The organism is Paenibacillus sp. R-74696 (assembly GCF_055814915.1).
The window spans coordinates 55,184-78,848 of record NZ_JBPULM010000029.1 but is presented as its reverse complement, the minus strand read 5'-3'; the positions used below and the strand labels follow the sequence as shown (position 1 = coordinate 78,848).

The following is a 23,665-nucleotide window of genomic DNA, read 5'->3' as shown; positions in this document are numbered from 1 at the left end:
CCAACTATATCACATCGACCTTTCTCTTCCGCTGCCGTTATAATAGATTTATCATCGCGAATGATAATCATTATTATTTTATCGGAGGATTATATGTATCAATTACATAAAGTTACGAAAATGTTTGTTTTACTTTTACTGGCGCTGTCCCTCGCTGCTTGCGGAAACTCGGCAGGCGGCAGCAATGGCAGCGGCAATGCCGTCACCTCGGAATCACCGTCGCCATCTCCATCCGCCTCTGCGGAGGCCGAAGCTTCTCCAGAGGCAATGACCCGTATCGTAAAAACGCTTCGGGGAGACGTTGAGGTTCCCGTTAACCCGCAGCGTATCGTAACAGACGGCTATTTGCCGGAGATGCTCGTCATGGGCCTTAAACCGGTCGGCTCCACCTCATGGGAGCTTGAGAACAAAGTTATCCAGGACCAAATTGACGGCATTGAAAGCACGGGCGAACGCAACCTTGAGAAAATACTCGACTTGAAGCCCGATATTATCGTAACGTGGACAGGCGACGAGAAAATTTTGGAGCAATACGACAAAATCGCCCCGACGGTTGCCTTGCCCTTCAGCACGTACACCGATATCCATGAGACACTGCGTTTCCTTGGCTCTGCAGTCGGCAAAGAAGCAGATGCCGAGCAGTGGCTCGCTGAATTTGATCAGCTTGTTGGACAAGAACGGGCGAAGCTTGCAGATATTATTAAACCTGAAGATACCTTCTCGCTCATGGGTGTCTTCGTCGTAGACAGCGGCTTCTACATTTATGGAGATGGCGGCTACCGCGGTGGCGAGGCGATCTATACGCACTTGAAGCTGACCCCTCCTGACAAGCAAAAGCAAGAAATGATCGGCAAGGAAGCCTATCGCCAAATTTCCTACGAGGTCATTGAAGACTATGCCGGCGATTATATTTTTCTCGACCAGGGAGACATGATTTCCGAGGTGTGGGGAAGCAACCAAGGACTATGGAAATCGCTGGCTGCCGTTAAAAATAACCATGTGTTCAATCTTGATCCTGAATTGTTCTGGGGAAATGATCCTGTTTCCTTGAAGCTGCAAATTCAGGAAATTGTCAAAATGCTCTCGGAGCAGGCTAACCAGGAGTAAGCCTCCTAGTGTCTAAAAATCAAGCAAGCCGCCGAAAATGCTTCGGCGGCTTTTCGTATGGAAAGCTTAATGCTGCTAATGATTAATTGCCTTTAGTAAGCCATTCCGCAAGCTCTTCAGTCTGAGCCAGTACCGCGAGCGGATCGTAGTACCACGAGCGCTCTTCTGGCCACACGTACAGCTTGCCATTTTTCACTGCCGGAAGGTTGCTCCAAATCGGATCTGCCTCAAAATCAGCCAGTGTCCAGTCGTTCGAGGTCATAACAATATAATCCCCAGCATATTCTGGAACGATCTCTGCCGAAAGCTCAGCCCACTGCTTTTCCATAATGACTTCTGCTACGTCGGTAGGCGGCTTGCGTCCAAGCGCTTGATACACCGGCTGGCCTCCACGTCCGAAATTATCTCCGTAGGCATAGGTCGACTTCTCCATATGCTCAAAAATGGAAAAGGTTGCGTCTGCCGGAATGGCCGCGTCCACCTTCGCCTTCGCTTCAGCAATGCGACGGTCAAATTCCTCCAGCCAAGTCTTTGCCTCTTGTTCTTTGCCCAGCACCTTCCCGAAATACGTCAGCTCTTCATGCGCGTTTTTGAGATCGCCATACGGAATATGGAGGGTAGGTGCAATTTTGCTGAGCAGATCGTAGTTTTCTCCATTGGCCGTAATAATCAAATCGGGAGCAAGAGCTGCAATTTTCTCGGCAGACGGCTTGCCATATTCCCCCGTATCATCAACACCGGTAAGCGCCTCTTTAAAATAATAGTTTTTCAGCGTTAATCCCGGCGCCCCGACTGGCACAACGTCTAGGGCAATCAAGCTTCCGAGGTATTCTTCAGCCACGATGCGCTTTGGCTGAGCGGGAATTTCAATATCGCCATTTACAGTAGAAATCGTTCTGACTGCGTTAGGATCATCGCTAGCTTCTGGTGTTGCTTCTGCAGCGCCGCCATTGCTTGCTTCACTCGATGCCTGCGCTGTCGCTTCACTCTCTGCATTCGCCTTGCTGTTCTCGTTCGACTCTGCTGCTGTACCGCATGCTGTAAAGATGCTTACACATAGCAGCAGCATAACTAGCATAGCAGCCATGCTGCGCTTATGATGTTGGCCTTGATTTTTCAAAAACACGTTTGAATCCCCCTCATTTTATATCGATAATCATTCTCAGTTACACTTTAACGTGTAAACGAACAAATGACTATGCCTTAAAATGATCTGGCACTATGCAAATTTGTGATGCGGCGCCAGTGCGCTGGCCAGCTCCCCCAGCTGCGCCTGCGAGGACAAAGGGTCATACCCGTAGAACAGCTCTGACTCCTTCAAGATATGCACACGCTTCTCGCGCACAGCGTCCAGCTTCCTCCAGCTTGCGGATTGAAACAAACGCTGCACCCGCTTCTTGTCATCAGCATAAGTTGGCAGCCCCGTTATAAAAATATGATCCGCCGGATAGGCGGCCAGCATCTCGATGCCGGTTTCAATGAAGCCTTTGGCGGAAATATTTTGCTCCACCAGCGGTGCTGGAAGGCGAAAGCCCATATCATCGTAAAGAATCTGACAGCCTCTTCCAAAGCTGCTGTTGAAGCAATACGCGGTATTGTGGCCGATTTCCCAGACGATTGCCGTCCCTCGGCTGCCCAGCTCCCGATCGAGCTGGCGATTAATGGAATAGATTCGCTCATCGTATTGCGCCAGCCATGCCTCCGCCTGCTGTCTGCGATCTACGATGCCAGCAATCAGCAAAAATTGCTCTCGCCAATTCATCGTTCGAACGGGCAGCTCGATGACTGGAGCAAGCGGCAGCAGCCGCCTATTCTCCTCTGCACCGCTGTAGTTGATAATAACATCTGGCTTAGCTGCTGCAATTGCCTCGTAAAACGTCAGCGGCGTATGCCCGTAGGGGTTAAAGCTCCCGTTCCCGCTTCCACTTCCGTTCTGGCGCACCCCCGGCTGCAAGCCTCCCCGCATCCCTTCCAGCCAGGACGTATATACGCCAAGCTCCGGAATAATGCCGAGCGCCATTAGGCTGGCGGTATGGTTCAAATTCAGCGAAACGAGCCGTTTGCTCTTGCGCAAGTAGGCGGTCGGAGACAAGCCAATGCCTTCCTTAAACTTGCGGCTGAGATAGATGCCCTCCTTGTAGCCAACCTCCTGCGCCAGCGTGCCAAGATCAGGGGCTGTACCCGCCAGCAAGCGCTGCTGCGCACTTCGTATGCGCAGCAGTGTCAAATGGGCATTGAATGTCCTGCCCGTATGCTTGCGGAACATTCGTGAAAAATGCTCTGGGCTGACCCCCGCACGGCTCGCCATCTGCTCCCGCGTTATATCTTCGCTGAAATGCTGCTCGATATAAGCCTCTGCTTGCTCCAGCCATGAGTTGGCGGGCTTTTGCCGGCTCGCCAGCTCCCTATGCAGCTCAGCAAGCAGCTCGGTAAACAGCTGTTGAACGCGAAAAGGCGAATGGGGATCATGTTGATTCCACACATTCGCCAGTTCGCTGGCAAGCCGCAGGATGACAGCTGGGCAGCGCTGCAGCGGAGCCGAATGCTCCAGCCCCGCTCCTGCTTCACCAGCAGCTGGAATACAGCTGTATTCCAGCAAAATGCCTCGCAATTCCGTTCGCGGCTCTATTTGCAGCTTAGGCAGCGAAGGGCCACTGAGCCATACGCTGCCCCTAGACAGCTCATGATAGTAGTTGTGAATATAAAGCGCGCCCTCCCCGCCCCATATGATGAGCATACGGTAGAGAGGAACCGCTTCTTCCTGATGTAAATCTTCTAGGCCTTGCGGAAGCTCCCGCAGCCGCACAGGCATATAGAAGCTATGCTGGGCTTGAGGCAGGCCGGCATTTGCCGAAGAGAACAGCATCATTTTTCACACCCTATCTAAGCTAATCTTCTTTCCTTCATTAAGCATCTTCTTCTTTAACGCCGAGAGCTAGATTTTTCTCCTTAAAACGGGAATTATGCGAGGATACGTAAGCAACCCCATCTGCCTTCGGGTCTATGAAAAGCTTCGCACTGTTGACCGCTAGCGCGGCATCCGTAAATGCTCCCGCAATCAGATTAAGCTTGCTGTCATAAGAAGCAAAGTCGCCTGCGGCGAAGATGCCTGGCAAATCCGTCTCCAGCTTCGGAGTTACATATACGCACCACTCATCCATGCCAATGCCCCAGTCTCTAATTCCGCTGAAATCGGATTTGAGCCCGTGGTTGACGATGACCGCGTCCACTTCCAGTTGCTCCGTTTCCTCCGTCTCCAAATGTCTCACCGTTACCTTGCTGATCGTGGTTCCGTCGCCGCTGTACAGCTGCGTAACCTCCCATGGCGTGCGAACATCGCAGGAGGAGGTTTTCATCTTAATGACATTTTTCTCGTGACCGCCAAAATACTCCCGGCGATGAATGACCGTCACCTGTTCAGCAATCGGCTCCAGCTCATTCGCCCAATCGACAGCCGAATTGCCGCCGCCGGAAATGAGCACCCGCTTGCCTCTGAAAGGCTCCAGCTCCTGCACCGTATAATGCAAATTGGATACCTCGTAGCGTTCGGCGCCTTCCAGCTCCAGCTTTGCCATCTTCAAGATGCCTCGGCCAATCGCCAAAATAACCGTACGTGTCCAATGCTTTTCCCCTGTAGAAGATTCAAGTATATAGGTGCCGTCCTCAAGCCTCTTCAAATCGCGAATTTGCTGCCCAAGCTCAATGGTCGGGTCAAAGGTTTGTGACTGCTGCTTGAGCTGTCCAATGAGCTTTTCGCATAAAATCGGAGTGACTCCACCTACATCCCAAATCATTTTTTCCGGGTAAATCAGCATACGTCCGCCCAGCTCTTCCTGAGCATCAATCACCTTCGTCTTCATGTCCCTCATCCCGCTATAGAAAGCAGCATATAGTCCTGCTGGACCGCCGCCAATAATCGTTACATCGTATAATTCCAGCTGTTCTGACACCATTGTTCCTCCCAAACCTTGAATTTGATATTCATTCTCACTATCTCCTTTATTGTAGCCTTCCTTTCTGGCAAAGAGCAATGGACAAAATAGAACAATCGTTTATACAAATCTAATAAGGTGTTGACTATTTTGGTCTTGGCGGTCACAGCAGCAGCTATTTCAACAGAAGCACGGGTTATGGCACAGCCGCGGACACAGGAGCCGCTAATGCTCTGCAAATGGCCATTTTGATGAGAGGATGCAGGCGATAACGGATTTCCTGTCCGCTTACGGTCTAAAATCGGAGCAAAATCCAGAATAGCGGAACGTCAGTCCTCACAAAATGGTATGAGCATCCATATATAGATGATCTCAGCAGCAAGCGCATGCTCCAACGATTCTCCAGCCGTGCAGCATCAGATGAAATTCACCTCAAATGATCGCTGCGCAAGGAACAGCAGACCAACTTCGGTTTGCAAACACATCCTAGATGAAAACAATACCTCGCCATGTTGATTTTTTGAAGTTTAGAGCCACAATATTAATAGTCTAATGTACAATAGAGTAGATGATATAAATCTAGAATGAGCTGCTTTTAGGAGGTAAAATGAACAACCCTTCATTTCGTATTGTTGGTGAACTTTCAAGCTTGGTATTAGCTATATTTCTAATAAGTAATGATTTCATCTTCCTCGGAGCGCTCATTATCGTAGGCATAATATCCGATTTCATCCTGCAGTTTGGGGTGAAGATGAAAGCTAGTTCGGTGGAAGCCCGTTCTTTATTATTCAAGAAAACAGGCCACTATTCTTATTTGTTTAGCTTAGGTTATATAGCCATTATGCTATTTTTGGTACAGTTCAAATATCTAAGCGCTGATCTTGCTTTATATTTCATTATTTTTGGCGTCATTCTTTCATTTCCTTTAATAGCGTTATTTCAAAAAAAATGAATTCTATCTACTCAAAAAGCCGCTTGAGGAATAAACCCCAAGCGGCCTGCTCTATTTTCACTCACTTATTCCGATTATCTATTAAGCCAATATTTCCTCAATTCGCTCCAAAACGTCAGCGCTAAGCTCTACGCCTGCCGCTTTGGCATTCTCTTCGACCTGTGCCGGGCGGCTGGCGCCCACAAGCGCACTGGACACATTCGGCTGGCGCAAAATCCAGGCCAGCGCCAGCTGTCCAACCGTCAGCTCCAGCTCGGCAGCAATTTTGCCCAGCTGCTGTACCTTGGCGATTTTTTCGTCGGTCACATTTTTGCGCATATTTTCAAGCTTGGCAGCCCGGCTGTCCGCCGGAAGCTCACTTACCGAGCTGTATTTGCCCGTCAGCAAGCCTTGCGCCAGCGGCGAGAACACCACTTGGCCAATGCCGCCACGTTCCCCGAAAGGAATGACTTCCTTCTCAATGTAACGGTTGAACATATTATAGATCGGCTGATTCGCTATGATGCGGTCCAGCAAATATCGATCGGCAATCGCATGCGCCTCCGCCATCTGTGCCGCTGTCCATTCGCTGATGCCGACGTACAGCACTTTCCCCTGGCGAACCAGATCGTCCAGCGCCCGCAGCGTCTCCTCCATCGGCGTATTTGGATCATGACGGTGGCAGTAATAAAGATCAATATAGTCGGCGCCCAGACGCTTCAGGCTGGCATGGCACTGCTCCGTAATATGCTTGCGGGACAGCCCTTGGTCATTCGGGCCATCGCCCATTTTGCCAAACACTTTCGTTGCAAGCACGTACGATTCGCGAGGATACGCACGCAGCGTTTCGCCCATCACCTTCTCAGCCTCGCCCCGTTCATACACATTGGCGGTATCAAAAAAATTAATGCCTAAGCCATAGGCGGTCTCAATCGCCTTGACGGCGTTGTCCCGCTCCACGTAGCCCCCGTATGTCAACCAGCTTCCCAGACTGATCTCGCTGACCTTCAAACCGCTTCTTCCTAAATTACGAAATTGCATTTGAACTCATCTGCTACTTAAAATATGGACAAAATATCCATATCAAGAATATTCCTTCTTCAATGTGCCTGTTCTCGACAAATAGCTGTCTACTAACATTTGATATAGCACTCCAAAGGCTTAAATTCCCGACTAGCCATCGGTACCTATCTACATGGACTTGTTTATGCCACTTTGTAGATTTTAGCGTTTTTCAGATTCACAGCAGCATTCCTGTCTCGATCCATCTCGTTTCCGCAATAATTACAGACATAAATACGTTCTGACAATTTCAAGTCCGCTTTCTTATATCCACAACAAGAGCAAAGTTTACTGGAGGGATAGAAACGATTCACCATTCTCAATTCAATTCCATTAATCTCGCATTTAGCTTCTAGTCTAACCTTGAACTGGTGGAAACATTGCTGTGCTACTGCTTTTGCTAAATGCCGATTCTTCATCATCCCTCTAATATTCAAATCTTCAATTGTAATATAGCGTGGTTTTTGCTTTACAATTGTATTAACGGTTTGGTTAATATGATTTTCTCGAATATTTGTGATTTGCTGATGAAGTTTCTGTACCTTCAGAACTTGTTTTTGGATATTTTGTCTAGTAGCAGTTTCCTCCTTTTTGTTTTTAGATTTTTTATTACTTTCGTATTTTCTCGAAAGTTTACGTTGTTGACGCTTTAACGACTTCTCCAACTTTTTCATGTTGAGTGTTTTGTTTATGTTCTTAACTGGTTTATTTTGATTAGATAGGATAGCAAAATCTTTAATTCCTAGATCAATTCCAATACCATCACTATAAGTAGCATTTGTCTTCTCGATTTGCTCATCTACTAACACAGACACATAGTATCTTCCAGCTCTTTGTGATAGGGTTCCACTTTTAATAATTGACTTTGTAGGCAAATAGCCAAACTCTTTTAACTTTACCCATCCAAGTGTAGGTATTTTGATTCTGTGACGTTCGCATGGAATGATCGTCTTCGCATCATTCTTTACAAAATATATTTTAACATCCTGATTCTTTTTCTTTTTGAATCTTGGGAATTTACTCTCACCTTTAAAAAATCGTTTAAAGGCTTTTTCGGCATTCATAACGGACTGCTTCACTGCTTTAGCATAAACCTTTTTAATCCATGAATGTTCAGGCTGGTTTGGGATGAATGCATTGTTTAACCATTTAGAAAAATCCATTCCTGACATAAATTTATCGCCATTTTTGTATCTTTCTTGATTATGCGCAAGATAAAAGTTGTAGACAAATCTGCAAGCACCGACCGTCTGATTGAAAATTTGTTTTTGTGAGTCGTTCAGTTGAATTTCCGTTTTGTATGACTTCAATTGAATTCATCCTTCATGATCCCATCTTCGAAGTGTCTTACGGATACATTTAACCATTCAGCGAACTCTTTAGGTTTGTAATTTATGTTTTCCGTATATACAGTTTATTACTCTTGTATATGTTTATCAACATTATTGCTTACTGTTTAGTATCTCCCCATACGTCCGGTCCGTCTTCCCGTTCACCTCGGCTGATGCCTTTGGTGGGAGGGAATTCGTGGCCTTATTGGTTTCCAGCTCTTTCACAAACCGGGCATGCTTCCTACCCCAGCCGCACATGCTGTCCAGCACTGCCGACACGCTAAGCCCATGGTCGGTCAGATTGTACTCTACACGGGGCGGGATCTCCTGAAATATTTCACGCTGTACAAGCCCGTCTTCCTCCAGCTCACGAAGCTGCTTTGCAAGTGTTCCTTGCGATACATCTGGTATCAACCGCCGCAGCTCGCCAAATCGTTTCGTACCTTCTACGAGTAAAATAAACAGGATGAGCGGCTTCCATTTGCCTCCGATTACTTCCAGCGTTGCAATAACCCCTGCCAATCTCGGCTCTTGTAAATTCATCCCAGTCTACTCCCCTCTCTATCATCATACCAGCTAAATGCCTATTCTGCACGCCCACCGCCTAGCCTCCGCGCGCTTGCTGATGGTACGAAATTTCGGACTATGTACGAAAAAACTGCGTACTTGGCAGCGCTTATCTTCTCTCCAATAATAACTGTAATGGCGATAATCGCCCATCGATAAAATCAGGAGGTTTACCTATGACCGCTCTAACTTTAAACAAGCAACGCGTCGTTATTATTGGCGGCAGCTCGGGAATTGGCCTGGCAACAGCTCGGCAGGCACTTGAACAGGGAGCAGCCGTCGTCATTGCCGGCCGCTCCGAGGAGAAGCTGGCAGCCGCCCGGCAGCTGCTCAGCTCCGACAAGGTTGTCACATATGCGCTGGATAATCGCGACAACCGCCAGCTGGAACTATTTTTCAAGCAAATCGGCAGCTTCGACCACTTGTTCACCCCGGGAGCCTCTTATGTGCGGGGGCCAATCACATCGGATGAAGCGACAGCGGAAAGCTGCTTCAAGGCGAAGTTCTGGCCGCAATATTATGCGGTGAAATACGCGCTCCCTTATCTTCAGCCAGCCGGCTCCGTCGTGCTTATGTCCGGCGCATTCAGCCAGCGTCCGCTTTCGGATGGAGCATCCTATGCCGCCTGCAATGGCGCGATTGAAAGCTTGGGCAAAGCGCTCGCTGTCGAGCTTGCTCCTAAGAAGATCAGAGCTAATGTCATCTCGCCAGGCACGATTTATACGGCATTCAATTGGGAGGGCGCCGAGCAAGCAACCCGCGATGCCTCTTATTATGATTACACGAATATGAATGTGCTGGGACGAGTAGGAGAAGCGCCAGAAGCCGCGCATACGGTTGTCTATTTAATGACGAATAGCTACACGACAGGCACGACGCTGCATCCCGACGGCGGCTATTTGCTGCGCTAGCTCTATTCGTTTACACGAGTAGGACGGTGAAGCCCGCATCAGCGACTCTGGCAGCAAAACGGGGCATAGAGGGGCTGTTCCGTCCCCCTAAAATCAGGCACAGGCCACTGTGCCTGATTTTGTGTTATTGTACGAACGATTGTCGCAGCGAAACATAATTTAGTATAAAAAGGACCGTAGCGCCCTCCGGAAGCGAAGTGGACATATGAAACATGAAACGCCCCCTAATGTGCGGCATTTTCCCAAAGCAAGCAAGGACGAGCGGCATCAGCTGAATGGGCATAAAAGCTGCGTGCTATGGTTTACCGGCTTGTCAGGCTCCGGCAAATCGACGTTGGCTTACGAAGTGGAGCATGAGCTGTTTAAGCGCCATATGCACAGCTATGTTTTGGATGGGGACAATCTGCGGCTTGGCTTAAATCAGGGGCTCGGCTTCAGCCAGCAGGACCGCAGTGAAAATATCCGCCGCATTGGCGAAGCCGCTCGGCTGTTCTCCGATGCCGGATTAATCGCGCTGGTTGCTGCCATTTCACCCTACCGAGCCGATCGCGAGCGGGTCAGATCCTTTTTTTCCGAGGATGAGTTTATTGAGATTTATGTCAAATGCCCGTTGATTGAATGTGAGCGTCGGGACCCGAAGGGGCTGTACAAAAAAGCCCGCGCTGGTAAAATCCAAGATTTCACGGGCATTTCCTCCGTTTACGAAGCGCCAGAGCAGCCTGAAATCATCATCGAAAGCGACAGGCATACGCCTAAGGAATCCGTCCGCCTCATTTTGGACTATTTAAGAGACAACGGCTGCTTATAAGCGACGAAGGCATCAGCTAGTTTTTCATGAACAAGGTGAGGTGCGAAATAATGAAAACAGCCAAGGAGCCGCTGCTGCTCTATGTACACATTCCAAAAACCGGGGGAACCTCCTTCACGCAGGCGATTAATGAGCATTGCCCGAACGCTGTTTACTATTTTCAGGTGGCGGATAAACCCGACTTGCTGCGGCAAACCCTCAAACAGGCCGATGCGCTATGCGGCCACCTCCCATTTGGAATTCACAAAGCCACTAGCCGTCCCTGCCAATACGTGACGATGCTGCGTGATCCGGTGGACCAGATCGCCTCCTTCTTTTATTTTAAATACAAAAATAAGAGCTATCTAGATAACTACAATCCCTATCTTACGTTCGAGGAGTTTCTGAATAATTCGTATTTTGATCCCGAATATGTAAATTTGCAAACCCGGTTTCTGAGCGGAGAGCTATGGAGCACGACTCCCGATTTGAGCTTGGCGACCAGAAATTTGGAGCAGCATGTTTCATTCGCCGGCATTACGGAGCTGTATGCGGAATCGCAATTTTTGTTTATGAAAACAATGGGCTGGGAGCCGAAGGTTTATTCGAAAATAAATGCCAATAAAAGCCGCCCCCCAAAAACGGAACTGACCAGCGACATCATTGACATCATCCATAGCAAAAATGCGAGTGATGTTGAGCTGTACTATTTTGCCCGCCAGCTTCTGCTGAAAAAGCTTTATGCGCTTTCACATGCTTCTCGGGAGGAGCTCCGCCTTTATAAACGCAATTGCCGCTGGCAGGGCGAGGACCAATTGGGTTACTATTAGAGGAACTGACAATGAAATAGACGAAAACGGGAGAGAACTAGCCATGACGGATAATAGCTTAAAAAAAGGTATTTTTTTCGATGTGGATGATACGCTGTATGATCATTTGCCTCCTTTTACGAAAGCAGTACAAGAAGTGCTTCAGCTTAGCGAAGCCTTCCCTTATGAAGCAGCCTACCGCCGCATGCGGCATTACAGCGATGTGCTATCCGAGCAAATGGGCGGCGCTGGCGCACTGGAGGCTGGGGCTGCGACGGAGCTGATGCGGACGCGCCGCTTCCAGCTGGCGCTAGGCGAGTTCGACGCAGCGCTTACGGACGAGCAGGCCGCAGCGATGCAGGCTGCCTACATTGGCTGCCAATACGACATCGTGATGTTTCCAGGGGCAAAAGCAATGCTTGAGCGGCTTGTAAAAGCCGGGTATATCGTTGGCCTCATTACCAACGGAGCTGGTGCCCATCAACGCCGCAAAATCGAAGCGATGGATATCGACGATTTGATCCCGCGTGACCGTCAGTTCATTTCCGGTGAAGTAGGCTGGGACAAGCCCAACCCGCGGATTTTCAAGCTGGTGAATGAGCGCACAGGCACGCTGCCGGAGAATTGCATCTACATAGGCGACTCTTGGAATAATGATGTAGTAGGCGCCCTGCAAGCAGGCTGGATCTCCATTTGGTTCAATCACCGTCAGGTGCAGCCGTTAACGGAGCATGCTCCTGCTTACATCATGTCTGATTACACAGATTTGCAGGAACAGCTGGTGAAAATGGGTGTTTTGCCTTTGCCAGACCGCAAAGACGGTTACTCCAACTAAGCCAAATAGTATGGCGTCTATCTGACCTGTCACGGATGCGTTATATGCCATTCGAAGTAACGCTTGCTCACAACATACCGATTCAGCTGTTCCGTGCCAACCAATACTGCAAAAACAAGCCGCCCCTCCGCAGAATAAACTGCTGAAAGGACGGCTTGTTTGTCTTTTATAGCGTTAATAACTAGCAAAATATATACGAGCTAGTCTGATGTGAACGAATTACAGCAATTCCTTACGCAGCTGTGCTGCGGATTTCGGCGACAGAAGGCCGAACGGAATATCAAAGACGGTTTTCGCGCCAGCTCCACCCTCTTGAGCAAGCTTGTAGGCTGCTCTCGCATAAGCGACAAGCACGCTTGCCGTGAACTCAGGGTTGCTGTCCAGCGTTAAGCCAAACTCAATGATTTGTGTGCTGTTTGCTCCGGTTTTGCCACTGCGCAGTACTGTGCCGCCGTGCGGCATTGCGGAATGCTCTGCTTTCAGCGTCGCTTCGTCTACGAAATGCACAACCGTATCATAGTCGGCAAAATAGTTCGGCATATTGCGGATTTCATCAGCAATTGCTTCCTGATTCGCGCCTTCTTCTGCTACGATATAACATTCTCTAAGATGCTTCTCACGCGTTGTGAGCTCAGGATTTTCCCCGCTCCGTACACGATTGACCGCTTCTTCAACGGGAATCGTATATTGCACGCCGTTCTTCACGCCATTGACGCGGCGAATTGCATCGGAGTGGCCTTGGCTAACGCCTTTGCCCCAGAACGTATACTCCTTGCCCTCTGGCAAAATCGCTTCCGCCAGCAGACGGCTAAGGGAGAACAAGCCCGGGTCCCAGCCAGTGGAAATCACGCTGATCTTGCCGCTTGCTTTCGCAGCTGCGTCCACCTGCTCAAAATATTCAGGAATGCGAGCATGCGTATCAAAGCTGTCGACGGTGTGGAACAGACGGGCAAAAGCAGGTCCCTGCTCCGGCAAATCGGTTGCCGAGCCGCCGCACAAAATCATAACGTCAATGTCGCCAATAAATTTTTCTGCGTCTTCAATGGAATAAGCTTTCGTCTCAGACGGAATGGAATCTGGATTTCTGCGAGTAAAGATAGCATCCAGACGCAGGTCCGGACTTTGTTTGATGGCAAGCTCCACGCCGCGGCCCAAGTTGCCATAACCTACGATGCCAATGCGAATTTGTTCAGCCATGTGTATCGCCACCTCTTATATAAATTTAAAAAATGATTGCAAGCAGATCGGAACTAAAAGTCCGTTCTACACCCAGCCTCTTGCTTCCATTGCTGCAGCAATACGCTTGATGGAAATCATATAAGCCGCTGTACGAAGGTCAGTGCTGTGCTCTTTCGCCAAATCACGAACAGCCACGTACGACTGAATCATGTTCGTTTCGAGCTTCTCAAGCACTTCAGCCTCGCTCCAGTAGTAATTCATCAGGTTTTGAACCCACTCAAAATAGGATACCGTAACACCGCCTGCATTTGCAAGGACGTCAGGAATAACAACGATGCCCTTCTGGAACAGAACGCGGTCTGCTTCCGGCGTCGTTGGGCCGTTTGCTGCTTCAGCGATGATTTTTGCTTGAATGCGGTCTGCATTAGCAGCTGTAATCACATTTTCCAGCGCAGCTGGTACCAAAATGTCAACATCCAGCTCCAGCAAAGCTTCGTTGGAAATAACGAAGGATTCGCCGTAGTCCAAAATGGACGCATTGTCCTTAAGGTCGGAAATTTTATCGATATCCAGTCCGTTAGGATCGTAAATACCGCCGCGCGAATCGCTGATCGCCACGATTTTACAGCCTGCTTCGCTAAGCAGACGAGCTGCGATTCTTCCTGCGTTGCCAAAGCCTTGAACGGCTGCAGTCGCATTTTGTACCGGAAGATGCTTATCTTGAAGTGCTGCCAAAATGGTATACACACAGCCTTGCGCTGTTGCTTCATTACGGCCTTTCGAGCCACCGATAATAAGCGGCTTGCCTGTAATGACACCTGGGGAATATCTGCCCTTCATCTTGCTGTACGTGTCCATCATCCAGCCCATAATTTGCGGCGTCGTATACACGTCTGGTGCAGGAATATCTTTATCCGGTCCAACAAAGTCGGCAATAGCTTCCATAAATGCGCGGCTTACGCGTTCCAGTTCGCCTTTGCTCATTTTGCGAGGATCACAGATAACGCCGCCTTTGCCGCCGCCATAAGGCAAGCCAACAACGCCACATTTGAAGCTCATCCACATCGACAATGCTTTAACTTCATCAAGCGTAACGTCTGGGTGGAAACGAATGCCGCCTTTAGTTGGCCCAATCGCATCATTATGCTGGGAACGGTAGCCTTCAAAAACCTGTACAGAACCATCATCCATACGAACCGGGAAGTTAACCGACAATACGCGCATCGGATGCTTCAAAATTTGAGTTACATGCTCAGGCAGCTTCAGATGGGCAACCGCCGTATCAATCTGCTGCTGGGCAATTTTATAAGGGTTTAATGTTTCTTCTGCAACAACGACTGTCATTTTCGAAATCATTCCTTCACTCTAAATTGGTCTGCTTGAAAACTGCCGCTTTACCGCGACCGCGCACTATCGAATTACACCGACAATGAGTTTTTTTCATTTTACCTTTTTCACCTGCATATTAAAAGAATTTTCTTGATAATAATGCAAAAAAATATTCAAATCGTCCATTGTAACGTTAGGTTTCTTTAAAAGTTATAAGAAGTGACATATGACATCAATTGATATATAAATCCGTGATTTTGTGTCAAAACTTGATTTTAAGCGCGAAAATTAATATCAAGTCAGGTTTACTACCACTTTATTTTTCGTCTCCGGCAAATTAAAAGCTTGTCTCGTCGTTTTCATGGCATTCATTGTCACACGAAAAAATGATGAAAGGTAACAATAGCCTTGCCCGCCAAAAAAGAAAGGCTGGACGCTTTATGCATCCAGCCTTGCACTATTCCAACCTTCCCCCTGACCGGAAGGAAGCAATAATGTCATTTTTCCCTCTAAAGCTCCTCTAGTCGGATACTCCAGTAGTATGTGCCCTAACTATTATATCGCTCCAAATAAGCCGAATGATCGTGCCTTCCCCTAGAGTAGTCACGACCGAGATTTTGCCGCCCATCGCTTCTGTCAGCCCTTTGGCAATCGCCATCCCAAGGCCCGAGCCATTTGGCGAAGTGGCGGTATCCGTGCCGCGATAATACCGTTCAAACAGCCGATTCAGCGTGTTCTCATCCATCCCGCCACCATTGTCGGCAAATTCGATCGTTATGCCTTCATTTTTCTTCTCATCCGCAACGATCAACGAGACGCTTAGAACCGTATCCGGCGCATTATGCAAAAGCGCATTTGCAGCAATATTGTTAACGACACGCTCCAGCCACGGGGTGTAGAGCTGAACCCATACCGCTTTCTGAGCAGACGCTTGGAACCGGATTCTACCTTTTCCAAACATGGGATCATCTGCCGCCAGCTGCAGCGTGTCCCGCAGCCAGCCATTCAATTCCACTTCTTCGATCTCGGGCGGCAAAATCCCCGTCTTCAAGCGGTAGGTCATCGCCAGGTCGCTGATCAGCATGTCCATATGAGCCGACTTTTCCAGCATCGTTGCTGAAAATTTGCGCACATCCGCCTGTGACCAATCATATTTGGGCTCCACCAGCAGATGGGCATAGCCCGTAATGGAGGACAAAGGCGTCTTCAAATCATGGGTAACGCCCGCTATCCATTCCTCCCGCAAGCTTTCCGTCTGCTTCCGCATCTTCTGCTCGCGCTGCAAAGCAGCAGACAGCTTATCAATGGATAAAATGACATCGGCGAAAACACGGTATCGCCGCCGCCATTTACCAGAAGGCATCCGGCTGCGCGGCAAACCCTTGCGATCCAGCGGCTCTTGGTAAACAGCATGGCCGATGGCATCGAGCCATACCAGCATATGCAGCAAAGGTGCGCCAAACCGGCGCGCCTGCCACAGCGACAGCAGCAGGAATAAAATCAGCATCGCGGCAAACATCGTAACGACGCCAATAATGACAATTTGTGCCTCGGCCGGAATGATCGGTTTCCTGCCCGAGGTCTCTGTTCCCGTATTTTTTTGCCCAACAATCCATGTCTGCTTCGTCTGCTCATTGTAGGAAGATTGAATGAGATAGCCGTACCTCTCGGAGTAGAGCGATCGAAGTACCAGCTCCTGAACGGAATATTGCCCTGGAATGGTGTCCGGCTTATTGTAGGAAGCAAGCTCCGTGCCTGCCTGATCCAGCAGTTGCACGAACACTTGGCTCTTCATCAGCTCGAAGCCCATCTCATCAGGAAGCAAAAGCTGCCCGTCTTGCGCTGCAAATCCACCATCGTTCACCTGCGTAAGTACCGGCTGCATATAATTCGGCGCGCCATAAACGAGCGTGTAAAGCCTTCCGTTCTTCTGTTGAATCCATACGGCCAAGTGGTAAGCAAACGGCTGCTTCCCTGTCCAATAAGCGACCAGTTCGCCCGGACCATATTGCTTGGGAACATCCGCAGGCGTATTATAGGAGGTTTCCACCTGCCCGAGCTCATCCAGGCTTTGCAGCCAGCCGCCATTTTCCTTCACCTGCTGCAGCAGGCTGGGATCAAAGCGAATCCCCTCTGCTCCAAGCTCCGACGATTCGACTAGCTTCTCCAGTCCAACGTTGGCAAAATCACGCGTAATGCTAATTTCGTTAAACTTTTGCAGCATCCAGACTACCGTTACAGCAGACATAAGCAATACGATTGTGCCCGCTATCCCCAGCTGGAGGACAAATCTCAACGTCAATTGCCGCCGCATATTCATTGCGTGCTATTCTCCCGCAGCGGCCCTTGAACGAGCTTGTAGCCGAGCCCTCTCACGTTGACGATAAACTTCGGATTCGAAGGATCAGCCTCAATTCGTTCCCGAATCCGATGAATATGAACCATTACGGTATTATCGTCGCTGAAGGCATCGTCGCCCCAAACCTTCTCGTACAGCTCGCTTTTGCTGTATATCCGGTTCGGGTTTTTACATAAAAACAGCAGCAGTTGAAATACAAGCGCCGGGCAGGCAACCGCTTGCCCTTCCACCGTCAGCTCGCCCGCTGCTTCATCCAATTTAAATCGTCCATAATCAAAAACAGGGCTGTCAGGTCCCCGCTCCATCTCCACCGCTCTGCCGCTATTTACTGAAGTAGACGCGCCAAAATATCGCCGCAGCTGCACCCTTATCCTCGCCACCACCTCAAGCGGATTGAAGGGCTTCGTAATATAATCATCGCCACCGATGGCAAAGCCGGTCAGCTTGTCGAAATCGGAAGTGCGCGCGCTCAAAAATAAAATCGGAGCATCTGTCGTTTGCCGGATAAACGGACATACCTCGATTCCGCTGCGCCCCGGCAGCATTACATCCAAGACGATTAAATCATATTTTTTCGCTGTACAGGCAGCAATCGCCGCTTCTCCTGTGCCAACGCTGTCAATATTCGTGTAGCCTTCCTTGCGCAGCACCGTCTGTAATAGCTCCAGCAGCGCCTGTTCATCATCCACAAGCAAAATCGCTGCATTTTCCACTACGCCGCCTCCTTTCATTATCTGTGCTGTATTTATGCTATTTCTCCATCATAGCATGATCGCCCAGATTAAATACGCTATGCCGGCTTAACGGAAGCTTAATTCGAAAGATCGGCTCAGCGCTGAAAGTTAAGACAGCGTTAAGCCGCTGTTTCATAGCAGCTAAGAGTGGACTGCTACTATAGGGTTATAGACGATAGGAATATAGAGGAGGAGATTGGAATGCAGAAACCATCATTTAAGAGGATCAAACAAGCCGGGACTTCGGTTAAAATAGCTGCTGCTGTCGGCACGCTAGCCGTGATTTTAACTGCCTGCGGGGGCGGGGATACAGCGGCAACGAGCAATAGCGGGGCAACAAATTCCGCCGCAGCTGCTAATCAGGCAGAAGGTGCTGCCTCAAATCCGCCAGCTGCGACGGAGTCAGCAGCAAATCCAAGTGAAGCGCCGGTAACGCCGGAGCAAATGCCAGAGGCACTGCTTGCCGGCAATTATAAAGGGGTTTATGAGCGCTTTAGCGCTCCATTCAAGGAACAGGTTAGCGAGGCTGATTTTATAAAAATGGCCGAGTCCTTTATGAGTGGCGTGCAGTCGCTCGAAAACTCCTCTATTTTGAACAAAAGCGGCGCGGAGCAGCGCACATGGGTGAGCGATTCCGGGAATAAGGGAATGGTCGGCATTTTTGATACGGAAGGCACGATTCTTGGGCTGCAAGTAAAGGAGCTCACCCCTGCAACGGAAACAGACAGCATACTGACCAAAAATAGTTACAGTCTGCCCTTTCGCGGAGAATGGCTTGTCATTTGGGGCGGAAACAATGTGCTAGTCAATTATCACTATGAATATGAGAGTCAGCGCTACGCCTATGATTTTGTGCAGGCGAAGGACGGTTTTTCCTATGAAGGCGATCCGTTGAAAAATGAAAGCTACTTCGCCTTTGGCCAGGATATTCTAGCCCCTGCGGACGGTACAGTCGTATCGGTTGTTAACGATATTGCCGATAACGAGCCCGTTGGCGTCATGAATGAAAAGGCGCCTGCCGGCAATGTGGTTGTCATTGATCATGGAGGCGAATACAGCTATCTTGCCCATATGAAAAAAGGCTCCGCCACTGTAAAGCCTGGCGACAAGGTCAGCAAAGGCGATGTCATTGGGCTGACGGGCAATTCCGGCAACTCCAGCGAGGCCCATTTGCATTTTCAGCTGTCTGACGGGAAGGATTTGTTCACCTCATCAGCGATTGCAGTGAAATGGGAAGGCGGCATTAAGCCTGTGCAAGGTGAAACGATTGGCAGCGCTGAATAAGAAAGCAAAAGCAAACAGCTGCAAGCATCGGTCTTTTCAGACTCTGCTTGCAGCTGTTTTTTGTCTCTCGCGATCTTTTGTGCCAGACGGACGCATATTCTTCTTAGTATTTTTCAATGAAATCGTATTAAACGTTTATAGACGAATGTTGTTTTGCGATAGTCCTGCTCCTCAAAAAGCGGTATAGGAGCCTCAAGCTGCTGCCCTATCTTGAACAGCGCTTCCGCCTCCAGCAGCAGCTCTTCCCCTACGCCTCTGTCCAAGTATGCTGGATGTACGATCAGTCCGCCGATATATGGAACATCCCCTCTCACATGCAAATGGATCGAACCAACGATGGACTCGCCATCTACAACCGCTTTGAGAAAAATATGGTCTTGAAACTGCTCCCTTATAGCCGCCAAGGACGTAATTGAAGGCTCCATCCTATACGTTCCGAATCGGCCGCCCTGACCTCTGCTCGCCGCTTTCTTCAGCGCAGTGATTGCTTCGGCATCGGATACGAGCGCTATTTTTATTATCATCTGCTCCATCACCTCTTTGAGCGTACAATCTTCTTCGCGTCATTTATTATTCATTATATAAAATATAACTGAACTGATTCTGAACACTTCACCTCGTCCACTTGGCAAACTAAAAAGCAGACGCTATTTTGATGGAGACAAATTTACAGGATTTAGTTGAATACAGTTGAATTTGAAGAAAACAGAATTGCGTTCCCAAAATATTTTAAGAGGAAGTAATTAAAATTTAAGCGCCTGTTCAAGATGCTTTTACTTTTCTTAAAACCTGATATCGTTTCTTTCTATAAACGAAGACGTGTATGCAAGCGTAAACAAGCCAGATCCCCATAGATGCCAGCGTCTAACATACTCCTGCTATTAGCGGGAATTTCACCCCTCATGAAGGTGAACCTGCTTACCTAAAGGCAGCTTCACGCTCCTCGTTCCAAGGCTTTGCTTTCTGGATGAATACACAAAGATATACTTGGAGGACACAGCGGCCGCTATTTCAACTGAATCACTGGTTTTGGCATCAGCTACGGACTCAGGAGCCGCTAATGTGCTGCCCATCATCATTTTGAGAGGATTATGAAGACAATAGCGGATTTCCTGTCCGATTAAGGTCCGAAATGGGATCAAAAGCCAGAATAGCGGAATCTCAGTCCTTCCAAAAAGGAGTTGAGCATCCCAAGCTGCGTGTTCCCAGCCCCAGTGTTTTCTGCAACTGCGTTTTCAGAAACAATTGTATGCTGTGGTTCCTTAAGCCTTGAATTGTCAGAGGAGATTACCCTCGAATATAGCATTAAGCAAGGAGTAATAGAAAGGCTTCCCACTTGCATAAACATCCTAGTCAACAACAAAAAATGGATTGACAGCGCTTACCATAAAATGATACTATCTTCTCCCTGTCATTTTAACAACGTGAGGAGGAAAGCACTTGATTGAGGTTAACGGAATTAGCAAGTCATTCCTGGTGTCGAAGCGGCCGCCGGGCTTGGCGCATGCGGTAAAATCGCTGTTTCGGAGGGAGTATACGGTGGTGGAGGCGCTGCAGGATATCTCGTTTACGATTGGCTCCGGCGAAATTGTCGGTTACATTGGCCCGAATGGAGCTGGAAAGTCGACGACGATTAAGACGATGAGCGGTATTCTCGTACCAGATAGCGGGACATGCTCGATTATGGGGTACACCCCTTGGAAGGATCGCGTTTCCTATGTAAAAAATATCGGCGTCGTGTTTGGACAGCGCTCGCAGCTATGGTGGGACGTTCCGGTACTGGACTCCTTCGAGCTGCTGCGCGACATCTATCGCATTCCTCCGCTGGAATACCGGTCTACTCTGGCACTGCTCGTGGAAACGCTGGATTTACAAGCGCTGCTGCATACTCCCGTTCGCCAGCTCAGTCTTGGACAGCGCATGCGCTGTGAAATTGCCGCTTCGCTGCTGCACAGTCCCAGCCTGCTGTTTCTGGATGAGCCGACGATTGGGCTCGATGCCGTATCGAAAATCGCCGTCAGGCAGTTCATTAAAACGATCAACGAGGAAAAAGGCGTTACCGTCATTTTGACGACCCACGATATGTTTGATATTGAGGCACTCGCAAGCCGCCTGCTGCTCATCGGCAAAGGTAAGCTGCTTTATGATGGCACCGTGCAAGGACTCCGCAGCCGTTATGGAGGCAAAGGCGGAACGGCACAAGCTTCACAGCTCCAGCAGGCATCGAATTCACCAACTGAGCAGGACCCGTCCAATGACAGCCTGTCCATCGAAGACATTGTTGTGCAAATGTACAGGGAGTACGCACTATGATTAAACCTTATTACGCCGTACTCAGACTGCGGCTCAGCAACGGGCTGCAATACCGTGCCGCCGCATATGCAGGCATCGGGACGCAGTTTTTTTTCGGCTTTATTTTCATTATGGTGTTTGAAGCCTTTTATGCCCAGACGAGCGCAGCCGCACCGCAGATGAGCCTCTCCGAGGTTGTCGCTTACTGCTGGCTCAAGCAAGCGTTCCTTGCCTTCATCGTATTATGGCTGCGGGACAATGAGCTGTTTCAGCTCATTACAAGCGGCAATATTGCCTATGAGCTGTGCAGGCCAAGCGGCATTTACGGCCTCTGGTATGCCAAGCTGCTCGCCCAGCGGCTGTCCAGCGCTTTGCTTCGCTGCCTGCCGATCTTGCTGGTGAGCTTGTTTCTGCCACAGCCCTATAGGCTCGAGCTGCCGCCTGACTTTGCCGCCTTTTTCCTATTCGTCTGCTCGCTTATTATAGGCTTGTTCCTAATCGTAGCCATCTCCATGCTTATTTATATTTCCGTATTTATTACGATGTCTCCGGCTGGCTCCCTGCTGATGTTCAGCGTGTTTGGCGAGTTTTTCGCTGGCATGATTATTCCGGTGCCGCTTATGCCGGATTGGATGCAGCGAATCGTCTACGTCCTGCCCTTCCACTGGACCGTCGACTTCCCTTTTCGCGTCTACACCGGCAATATTCCCAAGCTGGATGCAGCAACGGGGCTGCTGTTTCAGCTGCTGTGGCTTGCCGCCCTTATTTTCATTGGCAAAATCGCGATGAGCAAGGCGCTGCGACGCGTCGTTGTACAAGGAGGCTGATGCGGCGATGACGCTTTATTTTAAATACATGCTGCTGCTGTTCAAAGCGCAAATGCAGTACCGCGCTTCTTTTCTGCTGCTCGTGCTTGGACAATGCTTAACGCCCTTCACTGTGTTTGCCGGGTTATATTTCATGTTCGAGCGTTTCGGGGAAATGAAAGGCTGGAGCTTTTACGAGGTTATGTTATGCTTTGCCATCACACATATGGCTTTCTCGATTACCGAATGCTTCGCCCGCGGATTTGATATGTTCTCCTCGCTAGTCGTCAGCGGGGATTTCGACCGGCTGCTCGTTCGGCCGCGCGGCACCATTCTTCAGGTGCTCGGCTCCAAGTTTGAATTTTCCCGCGTCGGGCGCCTGCTGCTTGGCATCGGCGTGCTGATCTGGGCGATTACGAATCTGGGCCTCGAGTGGACGCCGCTGAAAATAACCGCACTCGTACTCGCGCAAGCGTCCGGAGTTATTATTTTTGCCAGTATCTTTATTCTGTGTGCCTCATTCAGCTTCTGGACCGTGCAGGGGCTCGAAATCGCCAATATTTTGACCGACGGAGGCCGGGAAATGGCGCAATACCCGCTCAGCATCTACCATAGGCGCATTCAGCAATTTTTCACCTTCATCATCCCGTTCGGCTGTGCCAACTATTTGCCGCTGCAATACATACTCGGCCGCGTGGAAAACCCGATGTATGCCTTTCTGCCGCTGGCAGGGCTGCTTTTTCTTGCGCCATGTCTGCTCATCTGGCAAATCGGCGTTCGGCGCTACCGCTCGACAGGATCTTAGTGCTGCGGGATAAGCAGCTTATTATTGGACTGCCGGATAAATGCGATAGGCGTCGCGGCCAGCCGCGCTCGGTACGCCCGGTGCATCGACGGTATCGGCAGCATTAGTTACTTGGAGCGCTGCACCATCCAGCTTGGACAACGACCAACCGTAAGAAAGCACCGAGGCAAGCCGATCAGCTTCCTCATTCGTTAGCCAAGCATGGACTGCTTCGCTGCCTGAATCCAATAGGAGCTCCGCCTCCTGCTGGAAGGCAACCTTGATCCAGCTGTGAATGCCGCGAATCGTATTGTATTTAATTTGATAGCCCTCGGTCACAGCCTGCGCAAAAAGCTCCGCATCGCTGCTGGCTAAAGTATTCAATAGGCCGTAGTCAAATTGAAAGGGGCTCGTATCCTCGGGAAAGTCCCCCGCATGCACCTTGTGAATCAATTGTTCATTCGTCCAGCCGTAGGACTTAAGCGATTCCAGCAATAGCGCATCCCACTGCGATAGTTTAATAGCCGTTCCTGTCTTTGCATCCATGTTATTCGTCTCCTTTATCTGTGCTAATCCTTGTCCTAATATGAGTAAAGAGATTGCCCCAGCCATCACGAAGGAGGGGG

At 49.4% G+C, this 23,665-nt stretch carries 21 protein-coding genes and 1 pseudogene; 10 read left to right on the top strand and 12 right to left on the bottom strand.

Annotated features, from left to right (window positions below; genetic code table 11):
* Positions 1 to 93 precede the first annotated feature (93 nt).
* Positions 94 to 1,107, top strand: coding sequence for an ABC transporter substrate-binding protein (locus tag ACSR9A_RS11515; RefSeq protein ID WP_473757371.1), 1,014 nt, complete (start codon positions 94 to 96; stop codon positions 1,105 to 1,107).
* A gap of 82 nt (positions 1,108 to 1,189) precedes the next feature.
* Here the strand turns inward: ACSR9A_RS11515 and ACSR9A_RS11510 are convergent, their stop codons facing one another.
* The 3 genes from ACSR9A_RS11510 to ACSR9A_RS11500 form a co-directional block, all read right to left on the bottom strand.
* Positions 1,190 to 2,233, bottom strand: a complete 1,044-nt coding sequence (locus ACSR9A_RS11510; RefSeq protein WP_473757370.1) for an ABC transporter substrate-binding protein — start codon at positions 2,231 to 2,233, stop codon at positions 1,190 to 1,192.
* A gap of 93 nt (positions 2,234 to 2,326) precedes the next feature.
* Positions 2,327 to 3,976: an ABC transporter substrate-binding protein gene (locus ACSR9A_RS11505; RefSeq protein ID WP_473757369.1), complete on the bottom strand. Its 1,650-nt coding sequence runs from the start codon at positions 3,974 to 3,976 to the stop codon at positions 2,327 to 2,329.
* A gap of 37 nt (positions 3,977 to 4,013) precedes the next feature.
* Positions 4,014 to 5,057 (bottom strand): NAD(P)/FAD-dependent oxidoreductase, encoded by a 1,044-nt coding sequence (locus tag ACSR9A_RS11500; RefSeq protein WP_473757368.1) that lies wholly within the window; start codon positions 5,055 to 5,057, stop codon positions 4,014 to 4,016.
* A gap of 589 nt (positions 5,058 to 5,646) precedes the next feature.
* Here ACSR9A_RS11500 and ACSR9A_RS11495 point away from each other — a divergent pair.
* A complete protein-coding gene (locus ACSR9A_RS11495; protein ID WP_473757367.1) occupies positions 5,647 to 5,991 on the top strand; it encodes a hypothetical protein in 345 nt (114 codons plus the stop codon).
* Positions 5,992 to 6,072: 81 nt separating this feature from the next.
* Here the strand turns inward: ACSR9A_RS11495 and ACSR9A_RS11490 are convergent, their stop codons facing one another.
* From ACSR9A_RS11490 to ACSR9A_RS11480, 3 genes and pseudogenes are all read right to left on the bottom strand, one after another.
* A complete protein-coding gene (locus tag ACSR9A_RS11490) occupies positions 6,073 to 7,011 on the bottom strand; it encodes an aldo/keto reductase family protein (RefSeq protein WP_473757366.1) in 939 nt (312 codons plus the stop codon).
* Positions 7,012 to 7,175: 164 nt separating this feature from the next.
* Positions 7,176 to 8,342 (bottom strand): RNA-guided endonuclease InsQ/TnpB family protein, encoded by a 1,167-nt coding sequence (locus ACSR9A_RS11485; protein ID WP_473757365.1) that lies wholly within the window; start codon positions 8,340 to 8,342, stop codon positions 7,176 to 7,178.
* A 243-nt stretch (positions 8,343 to 8,585) separates the two neighbouring features.
* Positions 8,586 to 8,906 (bottom strand): annotated as a pseudogene (locus ACSR9A_RS11480) (winged helix-turn-helix transcriptional regulator); the annotation flags it as partial.
* A gap of 200 nt (positions 8,907 to 9,106) precedes the next feature.
* Between ACSR9A_RS11480 and ACSR9A_RS11475 the strand changes: the two are divergent.
* From ACSR9A_RS11475 to ACSR9A_RS11460, 4 genes are all read left to right on the top strand, one after another.
* Positions 9,107 to 9,841, top strand: coding sequence for an SDR family oxidoreductase (locus ACSR9A_RS11475; RefSeq protein ID WP_473757364.1), 735 nt, complete (start codon positions 9,107 to 9,109; stop codon positions 9,839 to 9,841).
* 205 nt (positions 9,842 to 10,046) lie between these two features.
* Positions 10,047 to 10,649 (top strand): adenylyl-sulfate kinase, encoded by a 603-nt coding sequence (cysC, locus tag ACSR9A_RS11470; protein WP_473757363.1) that lies wholly within the window; start codon positions 10,047 to 10,049, stop codon positions 10,647 to 10,649.
* Positions 10,650 to 10,699: 50 nt separating this feature from the next.
* Positions 10,700 to 11,458, top strand: a complete 759-nt coding sequence (locus ACSR9A_RS11465) for a sulfotransferase family 2 domain-containing protein (RefSeq protein ID WP_473757362.1) — start codon at positions 10,700 to 10,702, stop codon at positions 11,456 to 11,458.
* A 43-nt stretch (positions 11,459 to 11,501) separates the two neighbouring features.
* Complete coding sequence (locus ACSR9A_RS11460) at positions 11,502 to 12,272, top strand: HAD family hydrolase (protein WP_473757361.1); 771 nt, start codon at positions 11,502 to 11,504, stop codon at positions 12,270 to 12,272.
* Between the two features lie 219 nt (positions 12,273 to 12,491).
* Here ACSR9A_RS11460 and ACSR9A_RS11455 read toward each other — a convergent pair whose 3' ends face one another.
* From ACSR9A_RS11455 to ACSR9A_RS11440, 4 genes are all read right to left on the bottom strand, one after another.
* Positions 12,492 to 13,469 (bottom strand): diaminopimelate dehydrogenase, encoded by a 978-nt coding sequence (locus ACSR9A_RS11455; protein ID WP_046233954.1) that lies wholly within the window; start codon positions 13,467 to 13,469, stop codon positions 12,492 to 12,494.
* Between the two features lie 66 nt (positions 13,470 to 13,535).
* Entirely contained in the window at positions 13,536 to 14,795 is a 1,260-nt protein-coding gene (locus tag ACSR9A_RS11450; protein WP_473757360.1) for a Glu/Leu/Phe/Val family dehydrogenase, read from the bottom strand.
* Positions 14,796 to 15,300: 505 nt separating this feature from the next.
* On the bottom strand, positions 15,301 to 17,100 hold the full coding sequence (locus ACSR9A_RS11445; RefSeq protein ID WP_473757359.1) for a sensor histidine kinase: 1,800 nt from the start codon (positions 17,098 to 17,100) through the stop codon (positions 15,301 to 15,303).
* A complete protein-coding gene (locus ACSR9A_RS11440) occupies positions 17,097 to 17,852 on the bottom strand; it encodes a response regulator transcription factor (RefSeq protein WP_473757358.1) in 756 nt (251 codons plus the stop codon). Before ACSR9A_RS11440 ends, ACSR9A_RS11445 begins: the two co-directional genes overlap by 4 nt.
* Positions 17,853 to 18,074: 222 nt before the next feature.
* On the opposite strand from ACSR9A_RS11440, the gene ACSR9A_RS11435 reads away from it, so the two are divergent.
* Positions 18,075 to 19,157, top strand: coding sequence for a M23 family metallopeptidase (locus tag ACSR9A_RS11435; RefSeq protein WP_473757357.1), 1,083 nt, complete (start codon positions 18,075 to 18,077; stop codon positions 19,155 to 19,157).
* 113 nt (positions 19,158 to 19,270) lie between these two features.
* Here the strand turns inward: ACSR9A_RS11435 and ACSR9A_RS11430 are convergent, their stop codons facing one another.
* Entirely contained in the window at positions 19,271 to 19,681 is a 411-nt protein-coding gene (locus ACSR9A_RS11430; protein WP_473757356.1) for a GNAT family N-acetyltransferase, read from the bottom strand.
* A gap of 916 nt (positions 19,682 to 20,597) precedes the next feature.
* Between ACSR9A_RS11430 and ACSR9A_RS11425 the strand changes: the two genes are divergently transcribed.
* From ACSR9A_RS11425 to ACSR9A_RS11415, 3 genes are read left to right on the top strand one after another with little or no spacing between them, the layout of a single operon-like run.
* Positions 20,598 to 21,470 (top strand): ABC transporter ATP-binding protein, encoded by an 873-nt coding sequence (locus ACSR9A_RS11425; protein ID WP_473757355.1) that lies wholly within the window; start codon positions 20,598 to 20,600, stop codon positions 21,468 to 21,470.
* Positions 21,470 to 22,276, top strand: coding sequence for an ABC transporter permease (locus ACSR9A_RS11420; RefSeq protein WP_473757408.1), 807 nt, complete (start codon positions 21,470 to 21,472; stop codon positions 22,274 to 22,276). The genes ACSR9A_RS11425 and ACSR9A_RS11420 overlap by 1 nt, the downstream gene beginning before the upstream one ends.
* Before the next feature lie 7 nt (positions 22,277 to 22,283).
* The gene (locus ACSR9A_RS11415) at positions 22,284 to 23,060 is read left to right on the top strand and encodes an ABC transporter permease (protein ID WP_473757354.1); all 777 of its coding nucleotides are present in this window, start codon (positions 22,284 to 22,286) and stop codon (positions 23,058 to 23,060) included.
* Between the two features lie 21 nt (positions 23,061 to 23,081).
* Here ACSR9A_RS11415 and ACSR9A_RS11410 read toward each other — a convergent pair whose 3' ends face one another.
* Positions 23,082 to 23,585: a hypothetical protein gene (locus tag ACSR9A_RS11410; protein ID WP_473757353.1), complete on the bottom strand. Its 504-nt coding sequence runs from the start codon at positions 23,583 to 23,585 to the stop codon at positions 23,082 to 23,084.
* Positions 23,586 to 23,665: the final 80 nt, after the last annotated feature.